Annotated in this window: 21 protein-coding genes and 1 pseudogene; 13 read left to right on the top strand and 9 right to left on the bottom strand. The window is 45.0% G+C overall.

Annotation, left to right across the window (positions count from 1 at the left end; all coding sequences use genetic code 11):
- The first annotated feature begins 96 nt into the window (after positions 1-96).
- Positions 97-1,986, top strand: coding sequence for a sensor histidine kinase (locus MKX30_RS15900; RefSeq protein WP_023987329.1), 1,890 nt, complete (start codon positions 97-99; stop codon positions 1,984-1,986).
- Between the two features lie 99 nt (positions 1,987-2,085).
- On the opposite strand, the gene MKX30_RS15895 is transcribed toward MKX30_RS15900, so the two are convergent.
- The 4 genes from MKX30_RS15895 to MKX30_RS15880 all read right to left on the bottom strand — a co-directional run bounded on the left by MKX30_RS15895 (position 2,086) and on the right by MKX30_RS15880 (position 5,710).
- Complete coding sequence (locus MKX30_RS15895) at positions 2,086-2,322, bottom strand: NHLP leader peptide family RiPP precursor (protein ID WP_013309068.1); 237 nt, start codon at positions 2,320-2,322, stop codon at positions 2,086-2,088.
- Positions 2,323-2,397: 75 nt separating this feature from the next.
- Positions 2,398-3,333 (bottom strand): hypothetical protein, encoded by a 936-nt coding sequence (locus MKX30_RS15890; protein WP_338533321.1) that lies wholly within the window; start codon positions 3,331-3,333, stop codon positions 2,398-2,400.
- A gap of 177 nt (positions 3,334-3,510) precedes the next feature.
- Positions 3,511-4,584, bottom strand: coding sequence for a polysaccharide deacetylase family protein (locus MKX30_RS15885; RefSeq protein WP_053324787.1), 1,074 nt, complete (start codon positions 4,582-4,584; stop codon positions 3,511-3,513).
- Positions 4,585-4,621: 37 nt separating this feature from the next.
- Positions 4,622-5,710 carry a glycoside hydrolase family 11 protein gene (locus MKX30_RS15880; protein ID WP_023987332.1) on the bottom strand — a complete coding sequence of 363 codons (1,089 nt, stop codon included), beginning with the start codon at positions 5,708-5,710 and terminating at the stop codon, positions 4,622-4,624.
- 375 nt (positions 5,711-6,085) lie between these two features.
- Here MKX30_RS15880 and MKX30_RS15875 point away from each other — a divergent pair, with 375 nt between their 5' ends.
- Positions 6,086-6,562: a hypothetical protein gene (locus MKX30_RS15875; RefSeq protein ID WP_338533322.1), complete on the top strand. Its 477-nt coding sequence runs from the start codon at positions 6,086-6,088 to the stop codon at positions 6,560-6,562.
- 86 nt (positions 6,563-6,648) lie between these two features.
- Here MKX30_RS15875 and MKX30_RS15870 read toward each other — a convergent pair whose 3' ends face one another.
- The 3 genes and pseudogenes from MKX30_RS15870 to MKX30_RS15860 form a co-directional block, all read right to left on the bottom strand.
- Positions 6,649-7,143 (bottom strand): hypothetical protein, encoded by a 495-nt coding sequence (locus MKX30_RS15870; RefSeq protein ID WP_053324789.1) that lies wholly within the window; start codon positions 7,141-7,143, stop codon positions 6,649-6,651.
- Positions 7,144-7,237: 94 nt separating this feature from the next.
- Positions 7,238-7,744, bottom strand: a complete 507-nt coding sequence (locus MKX30_RS15865) for a DJ-1/PfpI family protein (RefSeq protein ID WP_338533323.1) — start codon at positions 7,742-7,744, stop codon at positions 7,238-7,240.
- A gap of 208 nt (positions 7,745-7,952) precedes the next feature.
- A pseudogene (locus MKX30_RS15860) lies at positions 7,953-8,400 on the bottom strand (AbrB/MazE/SpoVT family DNA-binding domain-containing protein).
- A 198-nt stretch (positions 8,401-8,598) separates the two neighbouring features.
- Here MKX30_RS15860 and MKX30_RS15855 point away from each other — a divergent pair.
- Both MKX30_RS15855 and MKX30_RS15850 read left to right on the top strand, forming a co-directional pair.
- A complete protein-coding gene (locus tag MKX30_RS15855) occupies positions 8,599-9,984 on the top strand; it encodes a helix-turn-helix domain-containing protein (RefSeq protein WP_341062981.1) in 1,386 nt (461 codons plus the stop codon).
- Between the two features lie 222 nt (positions 9,985-10,206).
- A complete protein-coding gene (locus tag MKX30_RS15850; protein ID WP_025723187.1) occupies positions 10,207-10,392 on the top strand; it encodes an aspartyl-phosphate phosphatase Spo0E family protein in 186 nt (61 codons plus the stop codon).
- Positions 10,393-10,569: 177 nt separating this feature from the next.
- On the opposite strand, the gene MKX30_RS15845 is transcribed toward MKX30_RS15850, so the two are convergent.
- Entirely contained in the window at positions 10,570-11,889 is a 1,320-nt protein-coding gene (locus MKX30_RS15845; protein WP_341062980.1) for an acyltransferase, read from the bottom strand.
- A 241-nt stretch (positions 11,890-12,130) separates the two neighbouring features.
- On the opposite strand from MKX30_RS15845, the gene MKX30_RS15840 reads away from it, so the two are divergent.
- The 4 genes from MKX30_RS15840 (at position 12,131) to hcp (ending at position 17,863) form a co-directional block, all read left to right on the top strand.
- On the top strand, positions 12,131-13,138 hold the full coding sequence (locus MKX30_RS15840) for a substrate-binding domain-containing protein (RefSeq protein WP_023987342.1): 1,008 nt from the start codon (positions 12,131-12,133) through the stop codon (positions 13,136-13,138).
- Between the two features lie 37 nt (positions 13,139-13,175).
- Positions 13,176-15,164, top strand: a complete 1,989-nt coding sequence (locus MKX30_RS15835) for a cache domain-containing sensor histidine kinase (RefSeq protein ID WP_341062979.1) — start codon at positions 13,176-13,178, stop codon at positions 15,162-15,164.
- Complete coding sequence (locus tag MKX30_RS15830) at positions 15,124-16,425, top strand: response regulator (protein WP_071559085.1); 1,302 nt, start codon at positions 15,124-15,126, stop codon at positions 16,423-16,425. Before MKX30_RS15835 ends, MKX30_RS15830 begins: the two co-directional genes overlap by 41 nt.
- Before the next feature lie 145 nt (positions 16,426-16,570).
- A complete protein-coding gene (gene hcp, locus MKX30_RS15825; protein WP_076264432.1) occupies positions 16,571-17,863 on the top strand; it encodes a hydroxylamine reductase in 1,293 nt (430 codons plus the stop codon).
- A 41-nt stretch (positions 17,864-17,904) separates the two neighbouring features.
- Here hcp and MKX30_RS15820 read toward each other — a convergent pair whose 3' ends face one another.
- Entirely contained in the window at positions 17,905-18,252 is a 348-nt protein-coding gene (locus MKX30_RS15820; RefSeq protein ID WP_023987345.1) for a helix-turn-helix domain-containing protein, read from the bottom strand.
- A 454-nt stretch (positions 18,253-18,706) separates the two neighbouring features.
- On the opposite strand from MKX30_RS15820, the gene MKX30_RS15815 reads away from it, so the two are divergent.
- The 5 genes from MKX30_RS15815 (at position 18,707) to mmsB (ending at position 23,860) form a co-directional block, all read left to right on the top strand.
- Positions 18,707-19,246: a hypothetical protein gene (locus MKX30_RS15815; RefSeq protein WP_341062978.1), complete on the top strand. Its 540-nt coding sequence runs from the start codon at positions 18,707-18,709 to the stop codon at positions 19,244-19,246.
- A gap of 77 nt (positions 19,247-19,323) precedes the next feature.
- On the top strand, positions 19,324-19,656 hold the full coding sequence (locus MKX30_RS15810) for a nucleoside triphosphate pyrophosphohydrolase (RefSeq protein ID WP_069081246.1): 333 nt from the start codon (positions 19,324-19,326) through the stop codon (positions 19,654-19,656).
- 388 nt (positions 19,657-20,044) lie between these two features.
- Positions 20,045-21,130, top strand: a complete 1,086-nt coding sequence (gene chvE / locus MKX30_RS15805; RefSeq protein WP_061831190.1) for a multiple monosaccharide ABC transporter substrate-binding protein — start codon at positions 20,045-20,047, stop codon at positions 21,128-21,130.
- Positions 21,131-21,162: 32 nt separating this feature from the next.
- Positions 21,163-22,713, top strand: a complete 1,551-nt coding sequence (mmsA, locus tag MKX30_RS15800) for a multiple monosaccharide ABC transporter ATP-binding protein (RefSeq protein WP_209941190.1) — start codon at positions 21,163-21,165, stop codon at positions 22,711-22,713.
- Positions 22,697-23,860, top strand: a complete 1,164-nt coding sequence (mmsB, locus tag MKX30_RS15795) for a multiple monosaccharide ABC transporter permease (protein WP_023987351.1) — start codon at positions 22,697-22,699, stop codon at positions 23,858-23,860. The genes mmsA and mmsB overlap by 17 nt, the downstream gene beginning before the upstream one ends.
- Positions 23,861-23,907 lie beyond the last annotated feature (47 nt).

Below are 23,907 nucleotides of genomic sequence, written 5' to 3'. Positions count from 1 at the left end.
ACATCATCGTATAGAATAATATAATTTCAGGACGTAAAAAATGTTAAAACGTATACAAACTTATAAATCCTACTATGTAACTTTGAGGTGCTTAACATGAGGCATGTGCCCAAAGCTGTCGCCACCCTGCTAGCGGTCATTGTGTTGCTGTTGTCGCTGGGCCACTCCGCCTATGCGGCCAAAATGACCCCGGAAAGGGATTATAAAATACCCTCCTGGGATATGAGATGGGGAGCGGTAGACGAGGATGGCTCTTTAGATGAGGTAAAGGATCGCAGCAAGATCTGGATGCATATTGAAGATGATACACAACTGCTTAGGCAGCCCGGTAATATAGGCTCCGCCTGGATTCGTATTAAGTTACCTTCGTTAAATGATGAAACGCCAGCGGTACTTTTTGAAAATATTTATGGCAGGCATATTACGCTGTATAAAGATGGGACCAATTTTTACGAATCCTACCGTGGGTACAATTATGAGAATAATCGTATTCTGATTCCGCTGAAGCCGGAAGACAGCGGTAAAACATTATACATATGGACGGAAAGCAGTAAGAATAGACTGGGCATTATCGGCAATGTGATGACCGGTGATTATCGTGATTTATTGGGAACCTTGGTCAGAATGGATGTTTTAGATATTGTACTGGGCAGTACGTTTATCTTTATCGCCCTGGTATTACTGATCTGCTCGTTTTTTCTGTTCCGTCCGAGTATGGCCATGTGGCTGTCCCTAAGTGCGATTGTATTGTCTATTGGTCTGATGATCGTAACGTATTCACCATTCTTGTATACATTCTATCGCGGCTATGGCAAGCTGTACTTACAACTTTTTGATGTGGCACTATTTATTCTGCTACCTTCATTAGCCTACTTTTTTGAGCAAAATATCAATTCGATTATACTGATTCGCAAATTCAGAAAAGTGTTAACCGCCTACTCTTTGTTCTGCTTTACCATGATGATTGTTAATTTAGGAGCACAGGAGCGGTTGAACGATATATATTATTTTTTTAGTGTAGTCATCCTGGGTATATTACTCGTCGCCTTAATGATACTGCTGGTATTTGCTTCGGTTCGCATGGCACTTAAGGGTGATCACGAAGCGATCATTTTATCGACAGGCTTTGCATTTTTTGCAGTCATCTCTATCGGGGAACTGAGCTGGTTCTTCATTCTAGACGGACACTACAATATGTTTTTGTGGAAATGGGGCGTGTTCGGTTTTGTACTGGCGTTGATCGCGATTTTGGGCAGAAGACTGGCAGAAAAGCACAAGCAGGTGGTTCGGTATTCCAGAGAACTGGAGATGTTCAATAATGAGCTTCAACGTTCGGAGAAAATGGAGATTATTAGCGATCTGGCTGCATCTGTAGCTCATGAGGTACGTAATCCGCTTCAGGTTACACGTGGATTTCTTCAGTTGATGAGCAAGCAGGAGGATGGTAAAAACAAAGACTATCTACATATCGCTCTGGAGGAGTTGGATCGAGCTTCCGCGATTATTACTGATTTTCTGACTTTTGCCAAGCCAGAGTTTGACCAAACCAAAACGTTGACCATATTGGACGAATTCAAACATATTGAAGGAATCATCAGTCCAATGGCTAATTTGCAAGGTGGAAAAATTTCACTGGATATTCCCCAGGAAATCAAAGTACGCGGGAATTCCTCCAAGTTCAAGCAGGCGTTCATCAATATTATCAAAAACAGCATTGAAGCGCTGCGAGACCAGGGTCATATTCATATATGGGCTTATGTGGACAACGGAGAAGCTGTCATTCATATTCGGGATAATGGTGAAGGGATGGATGCTCAGACTTTATCCAGACTAGGTGAGCCTTATTTCTCGAATAAGACAAAAGGCACGGGTTTGGGGATGATGGTGACTTTTCGGATTATTGAAACGATGAATGGAAAAATAACTTTTACAAGTGCAAAAGGGGTGGGAACGGAAGCGACCATCCGCTTCCCCGTAGCCGGATAATATCCGGCTTTTTTGCATTCGGAGAAAACGGAGGGAAGCTTGCTGAGCCCACCCACATGAGATTAAGGAATATAGATTAAATAAGCATTAACAACCAATTTACCACATCGAGCGAGGTTTCTGGGATGCAGCGAGTACACCGGAGGGGTCTGGAGGAATTACCAGAAAAAACTGATCAGGCGTTTCCTCTAACGTTTTGATTTGGATATGATCGGGGATCACGACTCCTAACACATCACGAATTGCAGATTTGGGATCTGTCATCAGTTTCTCTCTGAAACTGGCATCCTCCCAAGCTTTTTGAATGACTTGTGTTTGAAGAACTTCAGTAGCCATCAAAAATCACCCTCTCATTCAATTGGTTATATTTACCTAGTCAGTATACCACGAAAGACTCAGAAAAATCTAGCATTATTTCATATTTTTGGAGAGCCAGTAATCAAGTCCGCCTCTTCTCAAATGCGAGCGTCCGCCTTCAATTTCCGCCGCCACTTCGCCCAGCTCCGCTGCGATAGAATGTGCAAAGCTACGTAGGCCGTGGATAGAAGGCTCCAGGGTCTCTAACTGTTGGACTGCTTGATCGGCAATGTTCACATAGCTGGCGAGTGCACCGCGTACATAAATCGCTTCCTGAATCTGTTTGGGTCCCAATCCTTCACAGTAAGCCGTCTTCTGCTCGGCACTGATATGGGACAAAAGACAGTTATAGCTATGTTCGACCAAATCTTCTGACCAATCCGCCCAATCATCCGACATTTGAAGCACGAGTAGCGCCAAGTCCGTCATATCTGTAATGATCTGGATCAGATCGGCACGGCCTGCAAGCAGTAAAGCACCCGTTCCGGCCATTTTTAATGGACTTGCTTTCAGCGCGACCTTATTTCTTTCCCCTTGAAAATAGTCCTCTGTTCCTTCGAATGTCACACTAACGGCCCATTCATCAATATACGTTCGGGCATATGACCAAAAAGGAGAGGTTGCCGGAAAAAGGTCCCGATATACGCTTAGACACTCGGTATAGAATAGCTGGCTTAACGCGAGTTGCGTTTTACGGTTGTCTGCTGCTGTGTCCATCACATCATCTTGAATTAAATAGTGAGCCATGACGAATACGTTGCCAAGTGACAGCTTGCGGCATGTTTCGGGGGGGAGTCCGGTGAGTTCTTGCAGCCAAAATGGAAGCAAATAGCATATGTAATTACGCGTGCTGTCTTCCCTCAACGGATTAAAACGCGCCAGATAGTCCAAACCCTCTTGCTGAAAGGGAGCTGGAAACGTGGACGTCCGTTCCTCCGCTTGACGAAATACTTTTTCCAATTCGTCTTTGTATGCAAAATACCATTCCATCGCTATCACCTGCATCTCTTATGAATATTTTTATAGCGATTTCTAGTTGTTAACCGCCATTATACAACAGATTGCAATTTTCAAGATTTTGTTATTTTTACATTGAGAATGTTGTAAAAAGGATATCGACAAAAATCCCGGCTGGGAAGATCCCGCCGGGATTTTGTTTTTTTAAAATTAGATGATCTCTAAATAGTCAATATAAGCATCCCATGTCCCATCATCGGCTGTTACAACAAGCTCAATCTCTTGATTTCCGGTTCCATGGCTGACATTGTTTAAAGTATAGACCGCAGGACTGCTCCCGCCGAAATAGAAGGTACCCTTCGTTTGTCCACCAATTTTCAAGTCAACTTTGGCCATGTTGGAATTATTTGAAGCACCACGGAGTGAAAAACTATGGGTGCCACTGGTAAAATTCTGTGTGAATTTCACTGAATCATTGTTGGAGTATAAAGCCACTCCGTTGAACGGCGAGCTGATATTTGAAGTGTACTGACCGCCTTTGGTCATATTCTCTGCTTCCACTTTTGTGCCTTTGTTTGGCGGCGTTTCGCCGTTTCCGCCATCAGGCGCTACTGCCCGGCCATTGCTTGGTGAGATCATACCAGAGCAAAGGTTACGGTTTTTGAGGTTCTGTGCAATTTGTGGAATAGCTTGGAGTGTAGTCTGGTACTGATCATGCATCAGGATCACATCGCCGTTTTTAAGTTTGCCCGCAGCAGCTACGATCTGTGCGGTGGAGGCGCCGTTCCAGTCTTGGGAGTCAACGTTCCACAATACTTCGGTAAGACCGTTTTGGGTCTCAATGGATTTGAGGGTTGCGTTGGTCTCGCCATACGGAGGACGGAATAACTTTGGTACCGTGCCAGTAATGGACTGTATCGTTTGCTGCGTGCGTGTAATTTCCGATGACATCTGCGATGTGCTCAGTTGTGTCATATGCGGATGTGACCATGAATGGTTACCGATCCACATGCCTGCTGCTTGCTGGTCACGTACAAGCGAAGGATTATTCTGCACGTTTTGTCCAAGATTAAAGAGCGTCGCCCGTAAACCGTTTTGCTTCAAAGCACTAAGCAGCGCTTTGGTGTTAGAGGGATTGGGACCATCGTCGAAGGTTAACGCTACATAACCGCTCGAGCAATCAGCCGCAAGCGCCTGGTTGCTCGAGATCACCAGCGATCCTGTGAATAAAGACAAGGTGATTGACATAATCGCCGTCCATTTTCCTGCTTTAGCTATAAACAAGGTTGTACCTCCTTAACAATTTTAATAGATAATAAGGTTAGTTGATCTCCAAATAATCAACATAAGCATCCCATGTTCCGTCATCGGCTGTTACAACGAGCTCGATCTCTTGGTTTCCGGTGCCATGGCTGACATTGTTTAAAGTATAGACGGCAGGGTTGCTTCCACCAAAATAGAAGGACCCCTTTGTTTGTCCACCGATTTTCAAGTCAACTTTGGCCATGTTGGAGTTGTTCGAGGCACCACGTAGTGAAAAACTATGGGTGCCGCTAGTGAAATTTTGCGTATATTTCACCGAATCATTGTTGGAGTATAAAGCCACTCCGTTGAACGGCGAGCTGATATTTGAGGTATGCTGACCGCTTTTGGTCATACTTTCGGCTTCTATTTTCGTACTTGTGCCTGGAGGAGTAGTCGTTCCGCCGTCAGAACTGCCGCCAATCGTAATTGTATTACTAGTTACATTAGCACTCCCACTGCTTTGGTATCCCTCTACAGTAAGTGAAGTTTCATACATCTTGCCCATTTTCATGCCCATGCTTTCCCACTTTTTGAAGTGCTCGCTAACCGATATGGTTCCGCTTGTGCGTTTGGATGTCCGGACACTCCAATACTGTTGAAAAGTTGTTTTGTCTCCTTTAATGGAAGGCTGGTCAACCCGAGTGGTTTCATAAATATCATATGTTCCCCCGTCAACGGTAAAAGTGCCCTTCGATGTTGCACCGGGTGGACGCCAGCTTCCCCAGCTATCGACGATGTAATATTCTACGAGCGGGTTAACTGCCCATCCATAGACGCATAAATACGAATTACCATTTGGTTGGTAGTTGGCACTGTAGTTTACGGAAATGTTTCCAATTTGCTGGTGTGTCTTGGTCTCGTCGAATTTCTTGCCTTTACGGAATAATGCATTTCCAATGTTACTCCACTGGGCACTGAACGCCCCCCCACTATTAAGAGTCATACTTGTGTTCCCGGAATCTTTCCACAACTCATAGTAGTAGTTGTCATGGGTACCGGTTTGGTTTGAGGTGATCGTTGTTGCCGCCTGTGCATTTACTGCGGGTAAGATAAGCGAAAAACAAATCAAAATTGATAAAAATAACCTTATTCTTTTTTGTTTCATTGGACTTTCCTCCTTGTGTGTAATTGCGTGTAGTCTGACTACGATGCAGTGCATTCTGTAGTAGCTTGATACAACATTTATTTCCAAAATTTTAATTGTAATCGATTACAAAAAAATTTTATCATATTTTCCTTAATATTTTACCTGAAAAATTTCGAATTATATTGTAGAAAGTTTAGTACTTCATTCTTACTTCCCTACAGGATAAGGTTTCCAAGGAGTGCGTTCAGATCGAAGATTGGGGTGTAACCGTGATAGAAATGTTCATGAGCTCGTATTTTCCCGGTCTTGTGACTACTTAACAGGTGAAAATACGAATAAAAATAGCAGAAAGAGAAAATATTAAATTAAAAAGGGTGAAAGAAGGGCCTGAATATGAAAAAACAATGGAAATTAATCACTGCTACCCTGTATGTAGGAGTGATGATGTATAGTAGTGCAGGGATGATCGAAGCTGCTGGTATAAAGACAAGCCCCCAGATGCAAGCTCTTACTCCTAGCAACTCTATTCAGGGTGAGGCTGATCCAGGGCGCATGCAGTCACAGGACTGCCATCGACAAGGACATGCTTATAAGCACGGGCATGGCAAACGGCCTGGAGGCTGGGACCATCATCTGAACGAAAAAGTAGCCAAACTATTGGGTATCACTCCTGTTCGCTTAGAAAATGAGTTGGGACAAGGCAAATCGTTGTCCGACATCGCTAAAAGCAAAGGAATTAATGAGGAACAGCTTATAAATAAGCTAAAAAATGAAATGACCGTCGATCTGAAACGGCTCGTCAACCGCAAAGGCCCGATTACATTCGATCGTAAGTCCGGCGCTTCGAATGAAGCTCAATTGAAGCGTTAGCAGGGGATTCCGTGGCACATCTTCCTTATGAATAAGTCGAGGAGTAGATCGTTTGACAACAAAAAAAGGATGGGGGAAACCCATCCTTAAATTGCAACTTCCTTATCGTGTACGATGTCATATTTAGTTACTTTGCCAGTGTATTTGTCTACGTAATAGAATCCATAAGTTGCAATGTGATCAGGGAAATCTTCGTAAGCTCTTAAAGAGTATTTTGTTCCTTCCAAACCTTCAACCATTACATTTAAATTGTATTTAACAGCTTCGTTTTTTATTTTATCAAAAAGAATATTGATCGCTTGATTTTCTGTAATAATATTTTGCTGTTTACCTAAATACAGTTTATTATCAATGAGGCTGATTTGTCTGCCTTCTGCAATTCCAATATCTTTAACAGAGATGTATGTGTTTCCGTTGTAAATCAAGGCATCGGCAGTATTCTTTTTTGTTCCCTCTAAAAACACATCAAACTTTTTCACAACAGCATTTACGCTTGTTCCAGATGCAGCCATTGCGGTTGTACCTGTAATCATCGTACCAATGGTTAAGCCCACTAATAGCCCCTTTAATTTGTCATTCATTTTAATTACCCCTTTATGTATGCTAATTTCCTTATTAATAATATCCCAAATATCACCATGCATAAAGTGATTGTTGTGGGGGAGAGCAGAAGAGTCAACTATCTTTAAAGAGCTTAAAAAAATCAATGGTTTCTTTTAAATCTTCATCATCCGTATAAATGTTCATCACCTTGCCTATTTCAATTGCAAAGTCCACATACTTATTTGGTTTAGCCGTAATGATATTCTTGTGTATCTCCAGACCCGTTGGATGATTCACAGGACTTTTATAGTAGACAACTGCTATCTCCAGTAGTTCAGTGGCAGAACAAATGGTCGCTATCACTTTATTATCATTATTTAGTGTATTGATTAAAGCTAGAAGTTGCTTGTTCGTCTTTAATTGAGTGTTATCTCCACCAGGTATAATTAGGAGTTGAATATCCTCCGCAGACACTTCATCAATGGCCATCGAAGGCGTAACTTTAAAATCCTCATAGGAAATTACAGGGTCTTTGGTTACCCCAATCGTAACAATGTCCCCTTTGGTTTTCATAAAATAGGTTGCTAACATAATCTCAAAACTCACATAACCATCATAAATTAGAACATGTGATTTCATTTATTCACCACTCCAACATTTAATTTTGTAGCTTTGTATTCGTTAGACGTGCCTTCAGGAAGTTTACATATAGTCAGAATATATCACCTTGATAGGTTTAATTCCATAATTTACAGCAAATAATGGGTTGGAAGTTTAAATAACCAGTCGCACGAAATCAACCAGCGACTGGTTATTTAGCTTTGCTAGAATATGAGTCGTGCGGCACCTATAATAGCTTTTTAAGCTGGGAAATACGGCCTTGGGATACGCCGAGCCATTCAGCATATTCGCCTTGCTTGGCTGTTGGATGCTCACGCATAAGTCTTCTTAGCTTTTCAACCAAATGTTGTGAAGGCGACCGATGTGCTCGTTTTTCTTTGTATGGTTCCTTAACAACAGGAACAGGTATTTGACTTACACCTATATTTCCCTTCAGATCGTTTATGCATTTTTTACATAAAAATGAATCCCTGAAATAGCTTAAATCATGAACCGAATAACATAAGTGACAGCAGACTCCAATATACTTCCGCATACTCAATAATCCTGTTTCAACATCTAAATAAAATTTCTAAAGACTCACCAGCTTGAATACCCATAGAGGTTCGCAACTCCTTAGGGATAACAATCCGGCCTAACGTATCCAAGGGACGTGTCATACCTGTATTTTTCAAATGATCCTCTCCTTCCATTGTCCAACATCCAATGATCTCCTAATAAAAATATAAAAATCAATAAAGTAAAAGCATTTATGTTTGTTCCAAAAGATGGTATTATCGTGAAGGAAAATCTATAATTATACTATTAGTTTCCAAACTATATTGTTTATTGAAATTGAAATTCTATGAAAATGCTGAAAGGGTGGTTTATCCATGGAAATCACACCTACGATACAGGCAGAAATTCAAACCTATTTGAAACGAAAAGGCTTAACGATGACCAAGTTTGGTCACACGATTGATTTGAATGTAGGTACAGTTAGTAGCATTGTGACCGGTAACCGATCTATTTCTGTTCACCAACTGGATAGTATTACTGCGGGAATGAATTTACCACCGGATTATTTTTACGAGCGTTATATTGAAGAATGTATTGAAGAATCTCCGCTAAACTGGAAAAAAATCAGCCCTTTCCTATACCGATGCATTGAGCTAGGACGACTGGACTGCTTGCAGCGAGTGGTAATTCTGTTATTGGATAACCCTAGTTATCCGCCATCACTCTTTGAAGTTGCCGAAAATGTATACAAAGACGGTTACAATGAAGCAGCGGCATACCTTTACAAAAAGGTGGCTGAAAGTGAGAAGCAGCAGCATTCAGAGCGATTGGCGATCTGCCAGTATCGTTTGTTCCAAATCAATATTGGACAAGATAGAGCTGTAAATCTTCAGGCTGCCATTGAATTTGCCCCTTTTGTTGATCGTTTAGACGAGATAGAGCAATTAGATGCATTAAAAGATTTAGCGAACGTGTATAGGTCATTAAGTATGTGGGACAAGGTGTATGAATTTGCATTTCAAATGGGTCAATTAGGACAGATACAATATAATTTGGTTCATAACTCCAAGCGAAAAGGAACAGAGCCACGAAAAAAGCTAAGCAGGCCACTGTTTGTATACATAGTTTACTCCGAGTTGCTGTGTGCTAATGCTTGCGATGCAAAAGGTGATCATGAACAGGCATTAGAACATATTCGAGGTTATGCCGATCTAAGTTGGGTGAAGGAGAAGGATCCTGATTCACTTTATTGGAAGAAGCAATATCAACAATGGGCGAAAATTAATACGTACGTCAACAGGCTTATGTCCGGGGATATTAGTGTTCTCCCCGATTACGTAGAACATATGGCTGCCGAAAAAGAGATTTTGGCCGAGCTATTGAACGTCCTTGAAGTAGCTAATCGATATAATGTAGATGTAGATCATGTCCTCCGACGTTTTGAATCCCAAATTGCAGCTCATCAGGAACCGTCATCTTCTGACATGTACACACAACAAGTTTTACCGGGAGAATACATTCGGTTCTGGTACAAGATGGCTAAATACAATCTTAATAAAGGTAGATATCCATATGGTTTCAAATGTCTCCTAAATGCATGGGAAAAGGCCGAATCCATTAATAAAGGAATATTTTCGCATAATTGTGCAATGTTATTTGAACGATTTAAAGCGTATGCCGTTCCTGAAACCCGAGATCAGTTGCAAAGTCTATGGGAGAAAATTGACCAAAAAGATGGTTTTTCTTTTCGCAATAACTAGCTTCTTATTGGTACTCGCAGTACCAATCCAAGGTCCGAATCAAGGTCATGGAACGATTTCTACCACTGGAATCATCGGCGGTGCTTAATTCGAGTGTAACTACTATGGACCAGCTTATTGCTGGTCTATTTTTGTATTATTTTGTAATTTTTTGGTTCAAAAAAGATCATGACGTATTTGTACATCCCTCCTTAAAATGAGATTCATTAGGAGGTATGCAGGATGAACAGGTATGAAACGGTAACGTTAATTCAACAGATGGAACACGCCAGACAACATTTGCATGATCTTTACGAAGAGTATGGCTTCGGACATGCTTGTGTACTTGAGCAGTCTATGCTTTTGGATGAACTGATTAATCAGTACAACCGTATGTTTCAAACCAAGAAGCTGCCTCACTATGTTTAGGGCTAGATCATTAACAACGACGATGTTATGTTCAGTACATCCTCTCCCTTCTTTGTTATGCAAAACTGTGACTTTTCCCGCGTAACGTTTATGATTATTCTATATAATGACTTATTTTAAAATAAAATACATATTCATGTCATAAAATGTTAATCATTTTTTTGAGGGGACGGCATACTAAGGCAACAAAAAAAAGCAGAGCTCAATAAGTGAGCCCTGCCAAAGTCCATTGGAATTATAACCCCATGCTGAAACACAGACACACAAGATTAGCCAAAGCTCCTGCGTGCTTTTGGAAGCACGTTTGGAGGAAAGGAACTGGAAACGAAACGAGTGCCAGTTCAACCGCTGTCTGCCTTTAGAGCCAACAATCCAGTTGCCGCCAGGCAGATGGGCAAACAGCCAGCTTATGCCCAGAGAAACACTTGCCACGACGATAAACGTAATGAGCGTAGCTGTAAAATGATGATCGCCCAGTGCAAGCGGGCGGGTGTAGTAGGATATGAAGGCCAGTACGAGCGCATGGGCCAGATATCCTCCAAAAGAATAACGTCCGATCCAGTTCAGCATACGGCGAAACGGCTCGGATCGCGTATCTTTTTGCAAATGGAGCAGCAGTCCGTACAATAAAAGCAACTGCGACACGATTAGAACAAAGGTGCTTGGCTTCAAATAGGTGGAAATATTGAGATTGATCGTATCACCCGACTGGATCAGCATCGTGTGACCCATGAGCATGAACAAACCAATAAAGACAAATACATTCCACGGCAACGCCTGTTTGGCCAGTCCACGCCAGGTGTCTGTCATGTAAGCACATACTGCGCCTAGCATAAAATAGAAAAAGTACATGACAAAGTTATAGGTGCGATAATCCAGCAGAGTCTGCCAAAAGGACGGTAACCGAGTGCTCCATGCAGACATGTCATAGTAGGACCATTGTAACAGCAAAGCATAAACCGCAGCGGCAATCAGCATAATAGTCAAAACAAGCTGTTTGCGTCTTTTCGTACTATAACGACGTAGAAACGCTTGAACCTGCCCGGCTGCTTTTGCAAATAAAGGAAACAAAATATAAAACTGAAAGATCATGACTACAAACCATAGATGATATCCGCTGACGGGGATGATCATTTCCTCGAACATACCTTTGTAAAAATAAATATTTCCCCACTGCGCCGTTGACCAGTTCTGAGTACATACCCAATAAATAACAGTCCAGCAAAGGAAAGGAACATAAATATCTCGAAACCGCCTGCCAATATAGCGAGGATAACCAATCGGTTTGTTGCCATTATAAAAAAGTAGCGCCGCAGACAGGAAAACGAACGTCGGTGTGCCAAAACGTGTCAAATGATACAGCATCGCGAGCATAACAGAATCTGGCTGTTGGATGTCGCTGCGATAAATATATTCGCCAATGCAATGCTGAAGCACGACAGCGAGGTAGGCAAGGCCCCGTAGTTCTGTCCACTCCGCGATACGCGGCTTGCTCATCCATATCACTCCTTTTCCTCAAGATACGCACATGTTTTCCCTAGCACAATTGTAGGTATTGTAACGTAGAAACATTAGTGCAGGATTAACGCCACCTGAAAGTAAGAAGAGTGAAGTAGTTCCAATTTGATATGATTGCGTTTACAATCTAAGTAAAACCAGAATAAATTACTAAGTAAAACCAGAATAAATTAAAGTGAATTTATAACTTAAGGATATACACAGGAAGAGGAGAGGAAGGATGAAAAAAACGCTGCTGGTATACATGCTGTTGATTGCGGCCTTTGCTCTCTATGTGTTCAGGTATGAACAAACGGGCCCGTTGAATGGTACTTGGGAGGATAAGGGGCTACGAGGCAGCATCGGAGAAACCTATATGATGATTACCTTCCAGTCTGGTTTGGAGTATTGGAAAAGCGGGCTCAAGGGCTTCGAGGATGCCGGGGATGCGCTGGGGGTGACTGTGGAGTATCGGGGAGCTACCCGTTATGATGCGCAGGAGCAGACGACCGTTATTGAGCAGGCGATTGCTCGTAAGCCCGCAGGGATTGCCATATCAGCGATTGATCCTCACTCCCTGATTCCGGTGATTAATAAGGCGCTGGATGCGGGCATTCCTGTAGTACTGTTTGATGCCGGAGCGCCGGGGAGTCGTGCGTATTCCTTTTTGGGCACGGATAATTATAAGGCGGGCGTGACTGCTGCAGATAAAATGGCAGAGCTGTTGGGACGAGAAGGCCAAGTCGCTGTTCTGACACTACCTGGACAGCAAAATCATGAAGAACGCTCGCGTGGCTTTCGCGATACCATTCAGCGGCAGTATCCTGCGATGAAGGTGGTGGAAGTAGCAGATGGCCGTGCAGACGCGATGGTCTCCCGGGATGAGTCGCAAAGGCTGATGAAAGCTTATCCGAAACTGGCGGGCATTTTTGTGACCGATGCAACGGGAGGAACAGGTGTGGGTGAAGCGGTACTGAGTCAAAAAAACAGCCATCCGCTGAAAATCATTTCTTTTGATACAAATAAAGCGACACTGGATATGATTCGTGGTGGGACGATCTCGGCAACGATTGCCCAGGGAACATGGAATATGGGCTATTGGTCGCTTCAATATCTGTTCCATCTGCATCATCATTTAACGATTCCTGCACCTTCTTCCTCTGGCGACAACACTCCGCTGCCCGTGCGGGTAGATACTGGGATTTCCGTGGTCACCCGGGCGAATGTAGATGATTATTATGCGAAATAAATTTTGGAAGCGTATCCACTTAAGGGTGCACCAAACGATGCCTCGCTTACGCTTGCGCAATATGCCTTTACGCTTTCAGCTCATGCTGCTGTTCCTGTTGTTTGGCATTGTGCCTTCGCTGGGATTAGGTCTGCTGGTCAATTGGACGGTGGAACGGATTATTGAGCGGCAGGTGGAAGACCATACGATGCAATTGATTGGCAAGGTGAACGAAGCACTGGACACCAAAATGGAAAATTTGCAAAACATGACGTATCTGATTGCTTTTAACCCCGATATCGGGGAGTTCTGGAAAGGGAAGACGCTGGCTGACGGCCACGCGGGTCATGCGAGTATAGTAACGCCGGAAAACCAGGGGGAGCGGACACAGAACTCGGTGCAAAATCAGGCTCACACTTCCAAGCAGGCATTAAGTTCTGTACAGGAGCAGGATACGCTATATGAAATGAAGCAATTTTTGCAGGGATATACTACGTTATATCCTGAGATTGCAGGGATTCTGATCGTAAACGAAAAAGGCGACTATATCAGCAATGAAATGTATGCTCGAAGCACGCGTAGCCTGACGGAAGAAGGCTGGTACCGACAGGCGGCGCAGCATGCAGGCATATTCACTGTGCTAGGACAGCCGAGCCACCGTAATGTAACGACTCATGTCCGGTACAAGGACAGTGAAATTGTCTCCGTCGTCCGTTCGGTTACGGATTCGGAAACCGGACATGTGTTAGGCGTGATTATGATTGACCTCAAGCTGCGGGCTGTGTCGCAGGCTGCCAGAGATGTAACCTTGGGCAAAAGCGGGTATTTAATGGTGACAGATGCTGAGGGGCGCAGCGTGTACAGGCCGGATATGCCTTTGATTGAGCGCATTCCGTCGCAATGGTTCGGGGCAGGTGACAGCGGGATGTTTACCCGTGAAGCTGGGGGCAGAGAATTGCTGTTCATGTTCAGGGCTTCCGAATTCACGGGCTGGAGAACAGTGGGGGTATTCCCGGCACGCGAATCTACACTGGAAGTTCGGCAAATTAAGTTCTATGTCGTCTGTTTTGTTTTTATTGTATGTCTATTTGGCTTAACGGCATCCTTGCGATTGTCGAGTTCCATTGCGCAGCCGATTTTCCGGCTGATGTCCTATATGCGGGCAGCAGAGACAGGAGATCTTACAGTTCGCCAATGGAGTGACCGTGGGGATGAAGTTGGGATGCTGGGGCGGAGTTTTAACCGGATGCTGGAGCAAATTCGCCGTCTCATGTCACTTAGCGAACTGAGGGAACGGCAAAAGCGGGATGCCGAGCTGCGCAGCCTTCAGGAGCATATTAAGCCGCATTTTTTATACAATACGCTAGATACCATTCACTGGATGGCTCGAAAAAATGGAGCAGACGACGTGTCCGACATGGTGGGGGCGCTATCGAGATTGTTCCGTCTAGGGCTGAGCAAGGGGGATGACTTTATTCCGCTGCGCTCCGAGATTGAGCACATATCGAGCTATATGCAAATCCAGCAAACCCGCTATCGTGACCGACTTCGCTGGGAATTGAATGTACCCGACGAGCTAAAGGATCTGTTCGTGTTGAAGTTAATGCTTCAGCCTGTAGTGGAAAATGCGATTTATCACGGCATCAAGGCCAGACGAGGCCCAGGCACGATTTGGATAGAAGCTAAAGCCGAGGGCGACAAGCTGCTGCTGACGGTACGTGACGATGGCGCAGGGATGACGGCGGACCGGCTGCGTGAACTGCGTGAATGGCTGGAAATACCCCTGGAGGCGATGGAAGGAAAGCAGAAGCAAAAGGGAGTTAGTACCCATGGCAGAAGCTATGGCATGCTGAATGTACAAGCGCGTATCCGGTTGTCTTTTGGCGAGGAATATGGAATTGTACTGGAGAGCAAAGAAGGGACAGGTACCTGCGTTACGATCACTCAACCATTGCTGCTGGATATGGCGCAACTGAAGAAGCCTTATGAAAAAGGAGAGGGTCAGGATGACGAAATCACAGGCCACAGACAACTCGACAACGGATAGTCTGATTGACCAGGCCATAACGGAAGTGACCATAGGGACGGCAAAACGTTATCAAGTATTGATCGCAGATGATGAGCCGATCATCCGAGAGGGGATACGAGATTGCATAGACTGGGCGGCTCTGGGCATGGAGGTGGCAGCAGAGGCGGAGGACGGAGAAGAAGCGCTGGAGCTGGTGGGTCAGCTTCATATCGACATCGTGCTGGTCGATATGAATATGCCGTTCATGGACGGCATTGAACTGATTCGGCGGCTGCGGGAAGAACGTCCGGAGTGCCGCTGTCTGATCATTTCTGGGCATGATGAGTTTGCTTATGCGCAGGAGGCTGTCCGACTTGGCGTAGAGGATTATATTTTGAAGCCGGTAGATGCGGATCAGCTTCATGCTGCGTTGTTGCGGCTTCGTCAGCGAATGGACGAAGAGTACAAGCGTGCTGCCTATGTAGAACAAGCCGCCGGACAGATTGAACGGAATATTCCGCTGCTGCGCCAGCGGTTTTGCCTGGAATGGCTGGAAGGGCAACACACGGGAAAAGACGTCATGGAGCAGTTGGCGTTTTTACGGCTTCCATCGCGGCCGCCTGCTCAGATCGGTGTCGTACGGTGGCCTGCGGCAGAGGCCCGGCAGACGATTATGCGCGAGAATGACCGCCAGCTATTTCTTTTTGCCGCTGAAAATATTATTGGCGAACTGCTGGAGGACTGCCCGCATGTGTTGTTCCGCGATGCGAACGGACTGATCGGCATATGCCTATGGCAGGAGGCACCCGAGACGATAGGCGCTTCCATGGAGCAGGCGATTGGACGCTACCTGAATATAGCGGTTCATACGCATGTGGAGTCCAACGCGGGTGGACTGGAAGGCGCAATTGACGCGTACCGGGTGAGTCGGGATCGAGTGTATGGCGAATCGCAGCTGTCTCCCATCGTACGTCGGGCTCGGCAGCTCATTCAGGAAGGTTACGCCGATCGGGAGCTGACGTTGGAAGCCCTTGCTTCGCGTCTACAAGTATCCGCCGTATATCTCAGCCGTGTGCTCAAAAAAGAGCTCAACGACAGCTTCGTGACCCTCGTCACGCGTGCTCGTATCCGTAAAGCGGTGCAGCTGCTGGATTCCACGACGTTGTCTATCTATGATATAGCAGAACGTACGGGTTACGACAGTCAGCACTATTTTAGCACCGCTTTTAAAAAGACTATGGGCGTGTCCCCTGTGCAGTACCGTAAAGGCGGTGGAATTCAAGAAAGCACGGTAGAGTAGGAAGGATTGGAATGGGAGATGAGTCCCACACTATTTCATCATGAACTGTAAGAAAAAATGTGTGTGTAATCACACCTATGTATTCAGGGGTTTGTTACGCTGGGGATAACGAACAAATATCTATCAATATTTGGAGGAAAACGATATGTTTTGTTATCAGTGTGAACAGACGCCGAGTGGCGGGTGTAAAGTAGTTGGGGTGTGCGGGAAGGATGAGACGATAGCAAGCTTGCAGGATACGATGATTTTTGCATTAAAAGGGATTGCTGCCTATGCGACACATGCTCGCCAGTTGGGATATAGCGATCCTGAGGTAGATCGGATCACGCATGAAGCGTTATATATGACCTTAACCAATTCTAACTTTAATGTACAAGAGCATTTGGAAATGGCGATGAAGGTCGGAAATGCGGCTGTACGGATCATGGATGTGCTGGATCGTGCGCATACGGATCGTTTTGGCATTCCGCAGCCGATTACGGTCAGCCAAAATAAAATCGAAGGCCAATGCATCGTCGTGACCGGACATAATTTGTATGCGCTGGAGGAATTGCTGCGGCAGACAGAGGGTAAAGGCATCAACATCTATACCCACTCAGAAATGCTGCCTGCCCACGGTTATCCGGCATTGAAGAAATATGCACATCTCAAAGGGAATATCGGTAAAGCCTGGTACGATCAACGCAGACTGTTCGAAGAGTTCCCGGGCGCCATTCTGGCTACGACGAACTGTGTTATGCCGATTAAAGGCACGTATGCAGACCGCTTCTTCTCTTATGAAGTAGCCGGGCTGGAGGGAGTAGCCAAGATCATGGACGACGATTTCTCTCCATTGATCGAGCGTGCTTTAGCACTGCCAGCCGCAGATGTAGAGTCTGAGCAGGTGCTTACAACGGGATATCATCATGAGACGGTTATCGGGCTGGCTCCTGAGATTATTCAGGCAGTTAAAGACGGGCATATCCGTCGTTTCTTCGTCATTGCAGGCTGCGACGCACCGGGCAAAGGCGGCAACTATTATCGCGAGCTGGCTACATCCTTGCCGAATGATACAGTCATTCTGACCACGTCCTGTGGTAAATTCCGTTTTAATGACGTGGATTATGGCACCGTTGGAGATACCGGCATTCCGCGTTATATTGATTTGGGGCAATGCAACAATTCCGGTTCTACTGTTAAAATCGCTCTGGCATTAGCGGATGCTTTCGGCTGTACGGTGAACGAACTGCCTGTCAGCATTGTTCTGTCCTGGTTTGAGCAAAAAGCGGTCGCCATCCTGCTGGGCTTGTTCAGCCTTGGCATCCAAGATATTCGCATTGGGCCGAAGCCGCCTGAGTTCATTTCTTCTGGCGTACTGGATGTACTGGTGGAGATGTTTGGCTTGAAACTAATTACTACCGCAGAGGAAGATATGAAAGCGATGTTGGCGTTGTCGTAAGGGGTTGGTGGGGAACTGCAAAGCGCAGTTCCTTTTTTGTTTCATCGTTCATCGATTCTTATAAAGATGTCCGTAAGAATCTTTAATGCCAGCTCAGTATCTTTGGATTCACGAGTTCTTAGGAGAGTCAAAATGGTTTTTATACTCGAATCTTCTTCGGTAAGCTCATCATTGTCCTTCACATATGTAAGCAACTGATAGACGCCCACGTTCAATGCCTTCGCTATTTTCTCCAGATTTTTCAAAGATATATTTCTCTCCGCTCGCTCAATGAAACCAATATAACTCGAATTGAATCCTGCTTTTTCGGCTAAAGCTTCTTGGGAAAGCCCTTTAGACTTTCGGATATCTCGAATACGTGTACCGACTAATTCTAAAAGTTCTGACATGATTACACCTCTCTATAGTAAGAATTTCACAAAATTCGATTCCAATCGCTCCAAAATGTAATATATAGACGAACGAGATCATCTCAATCTATATATTATTAATTGGAAGTCGCTTATTGGATTTTGCAAAATCCTCTAGTTAGAAGTGTAGAGAAAGAGTTACATCTAATTAATAAGTGTTAGTAAGTAAATTGAATTAAAAACTACTATATAGTAATATTTATTATGAAGCTTGTCCCGTAGCTAGAAAATTATACATCTTGATGGTTACATAATTGTGCTATGTTGCTCACATTTGTTTCAGGATTTTGCAAAATTCGATACCAGTCGCTCCGAAGTGCAAGGATATAGACGAACTAAACTATTTCCATCTATATCTTGTTCATTGGAAGTCGCTTATGGGATTTTTGCAAAATCCTCGTTTATGAAATTTTAATTCAGGAGTTGATTCCCCTTGAAACATTACTCCTTAAGTCCCCTACATAGTGATTCCGATTTCAAATTGCCTAAGTACAGCGACACCTACATATTCAATTGCATGATGGATTTTCAAAAGCTTGCCGAATACCAGATCAAGCTTGCACAGATGATGCGCGACCATAATCAGTTTCACAACTGCCTCATTCTTTGTGATCAAGCGATGTTTTCTATGGCTAAGGCCATTTATGTTCATCGAAATCAAATCATTCCATTGTATATCCGTTTATCCGTGACTGACCTGTTCCCTTTAATTCACACAGATGCTGAGCCTAATTTAGATATGGTGCTGTTTATCGGTACGGTACATTATCTGGTTTCGGGAGAAGATGATGTATCTAAAGAGCCGATGAAGCTGGGGGAAGTAGACAAGTTGCTTTATAAAACGGACTCTATTCTAGGGACTCTGTCACAGCGGATCGTAGCTGATCCGTCTAAGCGGTATCCATCTATTTATAAAGAAAATCCATTTAATGAGTCGTTAGATCTTTTATCAATAATCCCCGATGCTTTTTGAGCCAATGATATATAATGACGAAAAGGAAGATGTTGGATTACGACTTAAAGTTCTATAACAGAAAGGGTGTATTTCATATGCCTACATACAACAAGCTGGTACGAGATCGGATTCCGCATATCATTATGTCTCAAGGCAAGGAGTGTCGGACACGCATTTTGGACCCAGAGGAATATAAGCAGGAGCTGAGAACCAAGCTTCGTGAAGAGGCTGAGGAATATTTTGAAGCGGACAAAGATCAGGATGCGCTGGAAGAGCTGGCGGATATGCTGGAAGTCATCCGAGCGTTGGCAGAAGAATATGGGGCGAATGCAGAAGAGCTGGACAAGCTGCGGGCAGACAAAGCCGAGGCACGGGGCGGATTCCAGGAGCGAGTGTTTTTAATTGATGTCGATGAAGGTAAAAGTTAACTAAAATACTTTTAAGATAAGCACATTCAAAAAGGGAGCTTGATAACTGGAGCTGCCTTTTTTTTGTCTCTTTTTAAGCACCCAGTATAGCGGAAAATTATAAAGTGGAAGTTATTTTAATTTATTTACAAGCCATATGACTATTTAGTCAACGAGTTTCATGTTATCTCCTCCAACTTCCCCCTCCCCCCACACAAAGGTTAAAATTTTATAAAAAAAGTTCAAAACCTGCAAAGACCTTTCCCGGCCTGGAATGATACCATGTGTTTGCACATAAAAAAAGGAGAGGTGCTCATTGCCTCACTTATGTAAGCGCTATCTCATTTCGACTCTAATCAGCACTTACCTTCAAATTGACCCGCATCACATGAGGAAAGGGGAACTTCATATGAAAAAAGGAGCTGTTGTCGTATGGCTTCTGGTTTTGGCCCTGATGCTTTCGGCCTGTAATTTGGCGGAGAGTGGAACGGGCAGCAAGGAAAAAGGCTACGTAGGCATTTCCATGCCGACCAAATCGTCCGAGCGTTGGGTAGGGGACGGAGAAAATATGGTCCGGTTGTTTCAGGAGCAAGGCTATAAAACGGATTTACAGTACGCCGAGGACGTGGTGGAAAACCAAATCTCCCAAATCGAAAATATGATCACCAAGGGTGTCAATGTTATGGTGATCGCTTCGGTCGACGGAAACACGCTGACGGATGTGATTCAGAAGGCACACGACCGAGGCATTCAGGTCATTTCTTACGACCGGCTGATTCGCAACACACCGTATCTGACGTATTATGCGACCTTCGATAACTTTAAGGTGGGCGTGCTACAGGCGGCATATATTGAGAAAAAGCTGGGACTCAAGGAAGGCAAAGGCCCTTTCAATATCGAGCTGTTCGGTGGTTCACCGGATGACAATAACGCCTATTTCTTCTTTAATGGTGCGATGTCTGTACTTAAACCATACATCGATTCCGGCAAACTGGTCGTGCGCAGCAAGCAGATGACGATGGCGCAGATCGCTACACTGCGGTGGGACGGAGCATTGGCCCAGTCGAGAATGGATAACCTGCTGAGTGCGTACTATTCGGGGGCTAATCTGGACGCGGTACTATCCCCTTATGACGGAATCAGTATCGGTATCATTTCATCCCTAAAAGGGGTCGGATATGGATCAGCGAACAAGCCGCTGCCGATCATTACAGGGCAGGATGCGGAGCTGGCTTCCATCAAGTCCATTGTGGCTGGGGAGCAGACGCAAACTGTATTTAAGGATACTCGCAAGCTGGCTGAGCAAACGGTCGTGATGGCCAACAGCATTTTACAGGGCAAACAAGCGGAAGTGAATGACACCGAATCCTATAACAACGGTAAAAAGATCATTCCTGCTTACTTACTTGATCCAATCTCGGTGGATCGGACGAATGTGGAAAAGGATATTGTCGGCAGTCACTATTACACCAAGGAGCAAATCGGACTGAAATAAGAGTAAGAATCCAACCGAAAGGAGCGTATCCCATGACTGGAATCATTTTGGAAATGAAGGGAATTACCAAAACCTTTCCCGGCGTGAAGGCATTGGAAAATGTAAATCTCAAGGTCAAGGAAGGCGAAATCCATTCCCTGTGCGGTGAGAACGGTGCAGGCAAATCGACGCTGATGAAGGTACTAAGCGGTGTATATCCGCATGGAACCTATGAAGGGGATATTGTTTTCCAGGGCAAAACGTGTGAGTTCAAGGATATCAAGCAGAGCGAGGAATTGGGCATTGTCATTATCCATCAGGAGCTGGCACTGATCCCGTATCTCTCGATTGCAGAAAATATTTATCTGGGCAACGAACGCGCCAGTGGCGGCGTGATTGATTGGAAAGAGACTTTTGTAGGGACACGCGAGCTGCTGTCTAAGGTCGGTTTGAGTGAAAATCCCAATACATTAGTTACGAACATCGGGGTCGGGAAGCAACAACTAGTTGAAATTGCGAAAGCGCTCTCTAAAAAGGTGAAGCTGCTTATTCTCGATGAACCGACAGCGGCGTTGAATGAGGATGATAGTGAAAATCTGCTTAATTTGATGCTGGAATTTAAAAAGCAGGGCATTTCCTGCATTCTCATCTCCCACAAGCTGAATGAAGTCGCAAAGGTGTCGGATTCGATTACGATTTTGCGGGATGGGAAGACGATTGAGACACTGGATATGAAAAAGGATGAGGTCACGGAGGATCGGATCATTAGCGGGATGGTTGGACGTGATCTGACCAGCCGTTATCCAGAGCGTCATGCCGAGATTGGCAAAGTCGTTTTGGAAGTGAAGGATTGGACGGTGTATCACGAGCACCATGCAGACCGCAAGGTGCTGGATCAGGTGAATTTGAACATCCGTCGCGGTGAGATTGTTGGTATTGCCGGGCTGATGGGAGCGGGACGGACCGAGCTGGCGATGAGCATTTTTGGCAAGTCGTATGGACGCAACATTTCCGGTCAGCTGATTAAAGACGGCAAGCCGATCCAGAACAACACGGTTACGGACGCGATCAACAACGGCTTTGCCTATGTGACAGAGGATCGCAAGGAGTATGGCCTCATTCTGATGGATGACATCAAGCGTAATATTTCGCTGACTGGCCTGAACAAGCTGACGAAGGGCGCTGTCGTCAATGAGCAGGAGGAAGTCGTTATTGCAGAGGAAATGAAAAAAAGCATGAACATCAAAGCGCCGAGCATTTTACAGAAAACGGGTAATCTGAGTGGCGGCAATCAGCAGAAGGTGGTGCTGAGCAAATGGATTTTTGCCGGGCCGGATATTCTGATTCTGGATGAGCCGACACGCGGCATTGATGTGGGCGCCAAATATGAAATTTATACGATTATTCATCGACTTGCCGCTGAAGGCAAGGGAGTGCTGGTCATTTCGTCCGAGCTACCAGAGGTACTAGGCTTGTGTGACCGGATTTATGTCATGAATGCTGGGCGGATCACTGGAGAGGTTAGCCGTGAGGACGCGTCGCAGGAAACGTTGATGAGATATATGACCAAGTCAGGAGGCGTGAAGCATGGAAACCATAACTAAACTATTTAAAAATAACATCCGCCAATATGGCATGATGATTGCGCTGGTCGTCATTATGATTTTGTTCGAGGTACTGACAGGCGGCCTGCTGTTGAAGCCGATTAATATTACAAATCTGATTCTGCAAAACAGCTATATTCTCGTGCTGGCTATCGGGATGGTGCTGGTCATCATCACTGGACATATTGATCTGTCCGTCGGCTCCATAGCCGCTTTTGTCGGTGCGGTTGCCGCCATAATGATGGTCGACTGGCAGCTTCCAGCATGGATCGCTGTGATTGCATCTTTGCTGGTCGGGGCGTTAATCGGCGCATGGCAAGGGTTCTGGGTCGCTTATGTACGGATTCCGGCATTTATCGTTACATTGGCGGGAATGCTGCTCTTTCGCGGATTGACAATGATCGTGCTGGAAGGCCAATCTATCTCTCCATTTCCAGGGGGATTCCAGAAAATCAGTTCAGGCTTCCTGCCGGATTTTTCATCTACCGGGTATAACCTGGTATCCATCATTGTCGGTATTGCACTCACGGTATGGTTTATCGTGAACGAACTTCGCGAACGCCGTTCTCAGCTTAAATATGGATTCGAGGTTCCGTCACAGACTTTATTTGTACTCAAGTTGATTGTGGTAGCTGCGGTTATCAATCTGTTCACCTTCATGCTCGCGAGCTACGCGGGGATACCTAACATTCTCGTGCTGCTGTTCATACTGATCGTTGTATACTCCTTCGTCATGAACCGCACGATTATGGGCCGTCATGTGTATGCGTTGGGTGGAAATGAAAAGGCAGCGGGTCTGTCCGGTGTCAAAACGAAAAAAGTAACGTTCTGGGTATTCGTCAACATGGGCGTGCTGGCCGCCATTTCCGGTCTGATCTTTGCTGCACGTCTGAATGCGGCTACGCCGAGAGCAGGTACGAACTTTGAGCTGGATGCCATCGCGGCTTGCTTTATCGGCGGTGCTTCGGCATCCGGCGGGATCGGAACCGTTTTTGGAGCCATTATCGGTGGTTTGGTCATGGGTGTACTGAATAACGGAATGTCTCTGATCGGTCTGGGTATTGACTGGCAGCAAGGCATTAAGGGCTTGGTGCTGCTGCTGGCGGTTGCCTTCGATATTTACAACAAAAACAAAAGATCAGCTTAAGCTCAGATTCGATATCGTAAAACAAGACACCTCCAGTCCCACTTAAA

Origin of the sequence: Paenibacillus sp. FSL P2-0173, from assembly GCF_038008045.1 — a bacterium.
Lineage (GTDB): Bacteria > Bacillota > Bacilli > Paenibacillales > Paenibacillaceae > Paenibacillus > Paenibacillus polymyxa_B.
Note: the sequence above shows the minus strand (reverse complement) of the source record. Positions and strands in the feature narration are given on the sequence as shown.

What these genes read in the sequence shown, in the direction of transcription:
- MKX30_RS15820 (WP_023987345.1), bottom strand. Translation starts at nt 18,252, where the DNA reads ATGTCAGAACTTTTAGAATTAGTCGGTACACGTATTCGAGATATCCGA.
- mmsB (WP_023987351.1), top strand. Translation starts at nt 22,697, where the DNA reads ATGGAAACCATAACTAAACTATTTAAAAATAACATCCGCCAATATGGC.
- MKX30_RS15870 (WP_053324789.1), bottom strand. Translation starts at nt 7,143, where the DNA reads ATGAATGACAAATTAAAGGGGCTATTAGTGGGCTTAACCATTGGTACG.
- MKX30_RS15895 (WP_013309068.1), bottom strand. Translation starts at nt 2,322, where the DNA reads ATGGCTACTGAAGTTCTTCAAACACAAGTCATTCAAAAAGCTTGGGAG.
- MKX30_RS15880 (WP_023987332.1), bottom strand. Translation starts at nt 5,710, where the DNA reads ATGAAACAAAAAAGAATAAGGTTATTTTTATCAATTTTGATTTGTTTT.
- MKX30_RS15835 (WP_341062979.1), top strand. Translation starts at nt 13,176, where the DNA reads ATGCCTCGCTTACGCTTGCGCAATATGCCTTTACGCTTTCAGCTCATG.
- MKX30_RS15840 (WP_023987342.1), top strand. Translation starts at nt 12,131, where the DNA reads ATGAAAAAAACGCTGCTGGTATACATGCTGTTGATTGCGGCCTTTGCT.
- chvE (WP_061831190.1), top strand. Translation starts at nt 20,045, where the DNA reads ATGAAAAAAGGAGCTGTTGTCGTATGGCTTCTGGTTTTGGCCCTGATG.
- MKX30_RS15850 (WP_025723187.1), top strand. Translation starts at nt 10,207, where the DNA reads ATGAACAGGTATGAAACGGTAACGTTAATTCAACAGATGGAACACGCC.
- MKX30_RS15855 (WP_341062981.1), top strand. Translation starts at nt 8,599, where the DNA reads ATGGAAATCACACCTACGATACAGGCAGAAATTCAAACCTATTTGAAA.
- MKX30_RS15865 (WP_338533323.1), bottom strand. Translation starts at nt 7,744, where the DNA reads ATGAAATCACATGTTCTAATTTATGATGGTTATGTGAGTTTTGAGATT.
- MKX30_RS15845 (WP_341062980.1), bottom strand. Translation starts at nt 11,889, where the DNA reads ATGAGCAAGCCGCGTATCGCGGAGTGGACAGAACTACGGGGCCTTGCC.
- MKX30_RS15810 (WP_069081246.1), top strand. Translation starts at nt 19,324, where the DNA reads ATGCCTACATACAACAAGCTGGTACGAGATCGGATTCCGCATATCATT.
- MKX30_RS15830 (WP_071559085.1), top strand. Translation starts at nt 15,124, where the DNA reads ATGACGAAATCACAGGCCACAGACAACTCGACAACGGATAGTCTGATT.
- MKX30_RS15900 (WP_023987329.1), top strand. Translation starts at nt 97, where the DNA reads ATGAGGCATGTGCCCAAAGCTGTCGCCACCCTGCTAGCGGTCATTGTG.
- MKX30_RS15890 (WP_338533321.1), bottom strand. Translation starts at nt 3,333, where the DNA reads ATGGAATGGTATTTTGCATACAAAGACGAATTGGAAAAAGTATTTCGT.
- MKX30_RS15875 (WP_338533322.1), top strand. Translation starts at nt 6,086, where the DNA reads ATGAAAAAACAATGGAAATTAATCACTGCTACCCTGTATGTAGGAGTG.
- hcp (WP_076264432.1), top strand. Translation starts at nt 16,571, where the DNA reads ATGTTTTGTTATCAGTGTGAACAGACGCCGAGTGGCGGGTGTAAAGTA.
- mmsA (WP_209941190.1), top strand. Translation starts at nt 21,163, where the DNA reads ATGACTGGAATCATTTTGGAAATGAAGGGAATTACCAAAACCTTTCCC.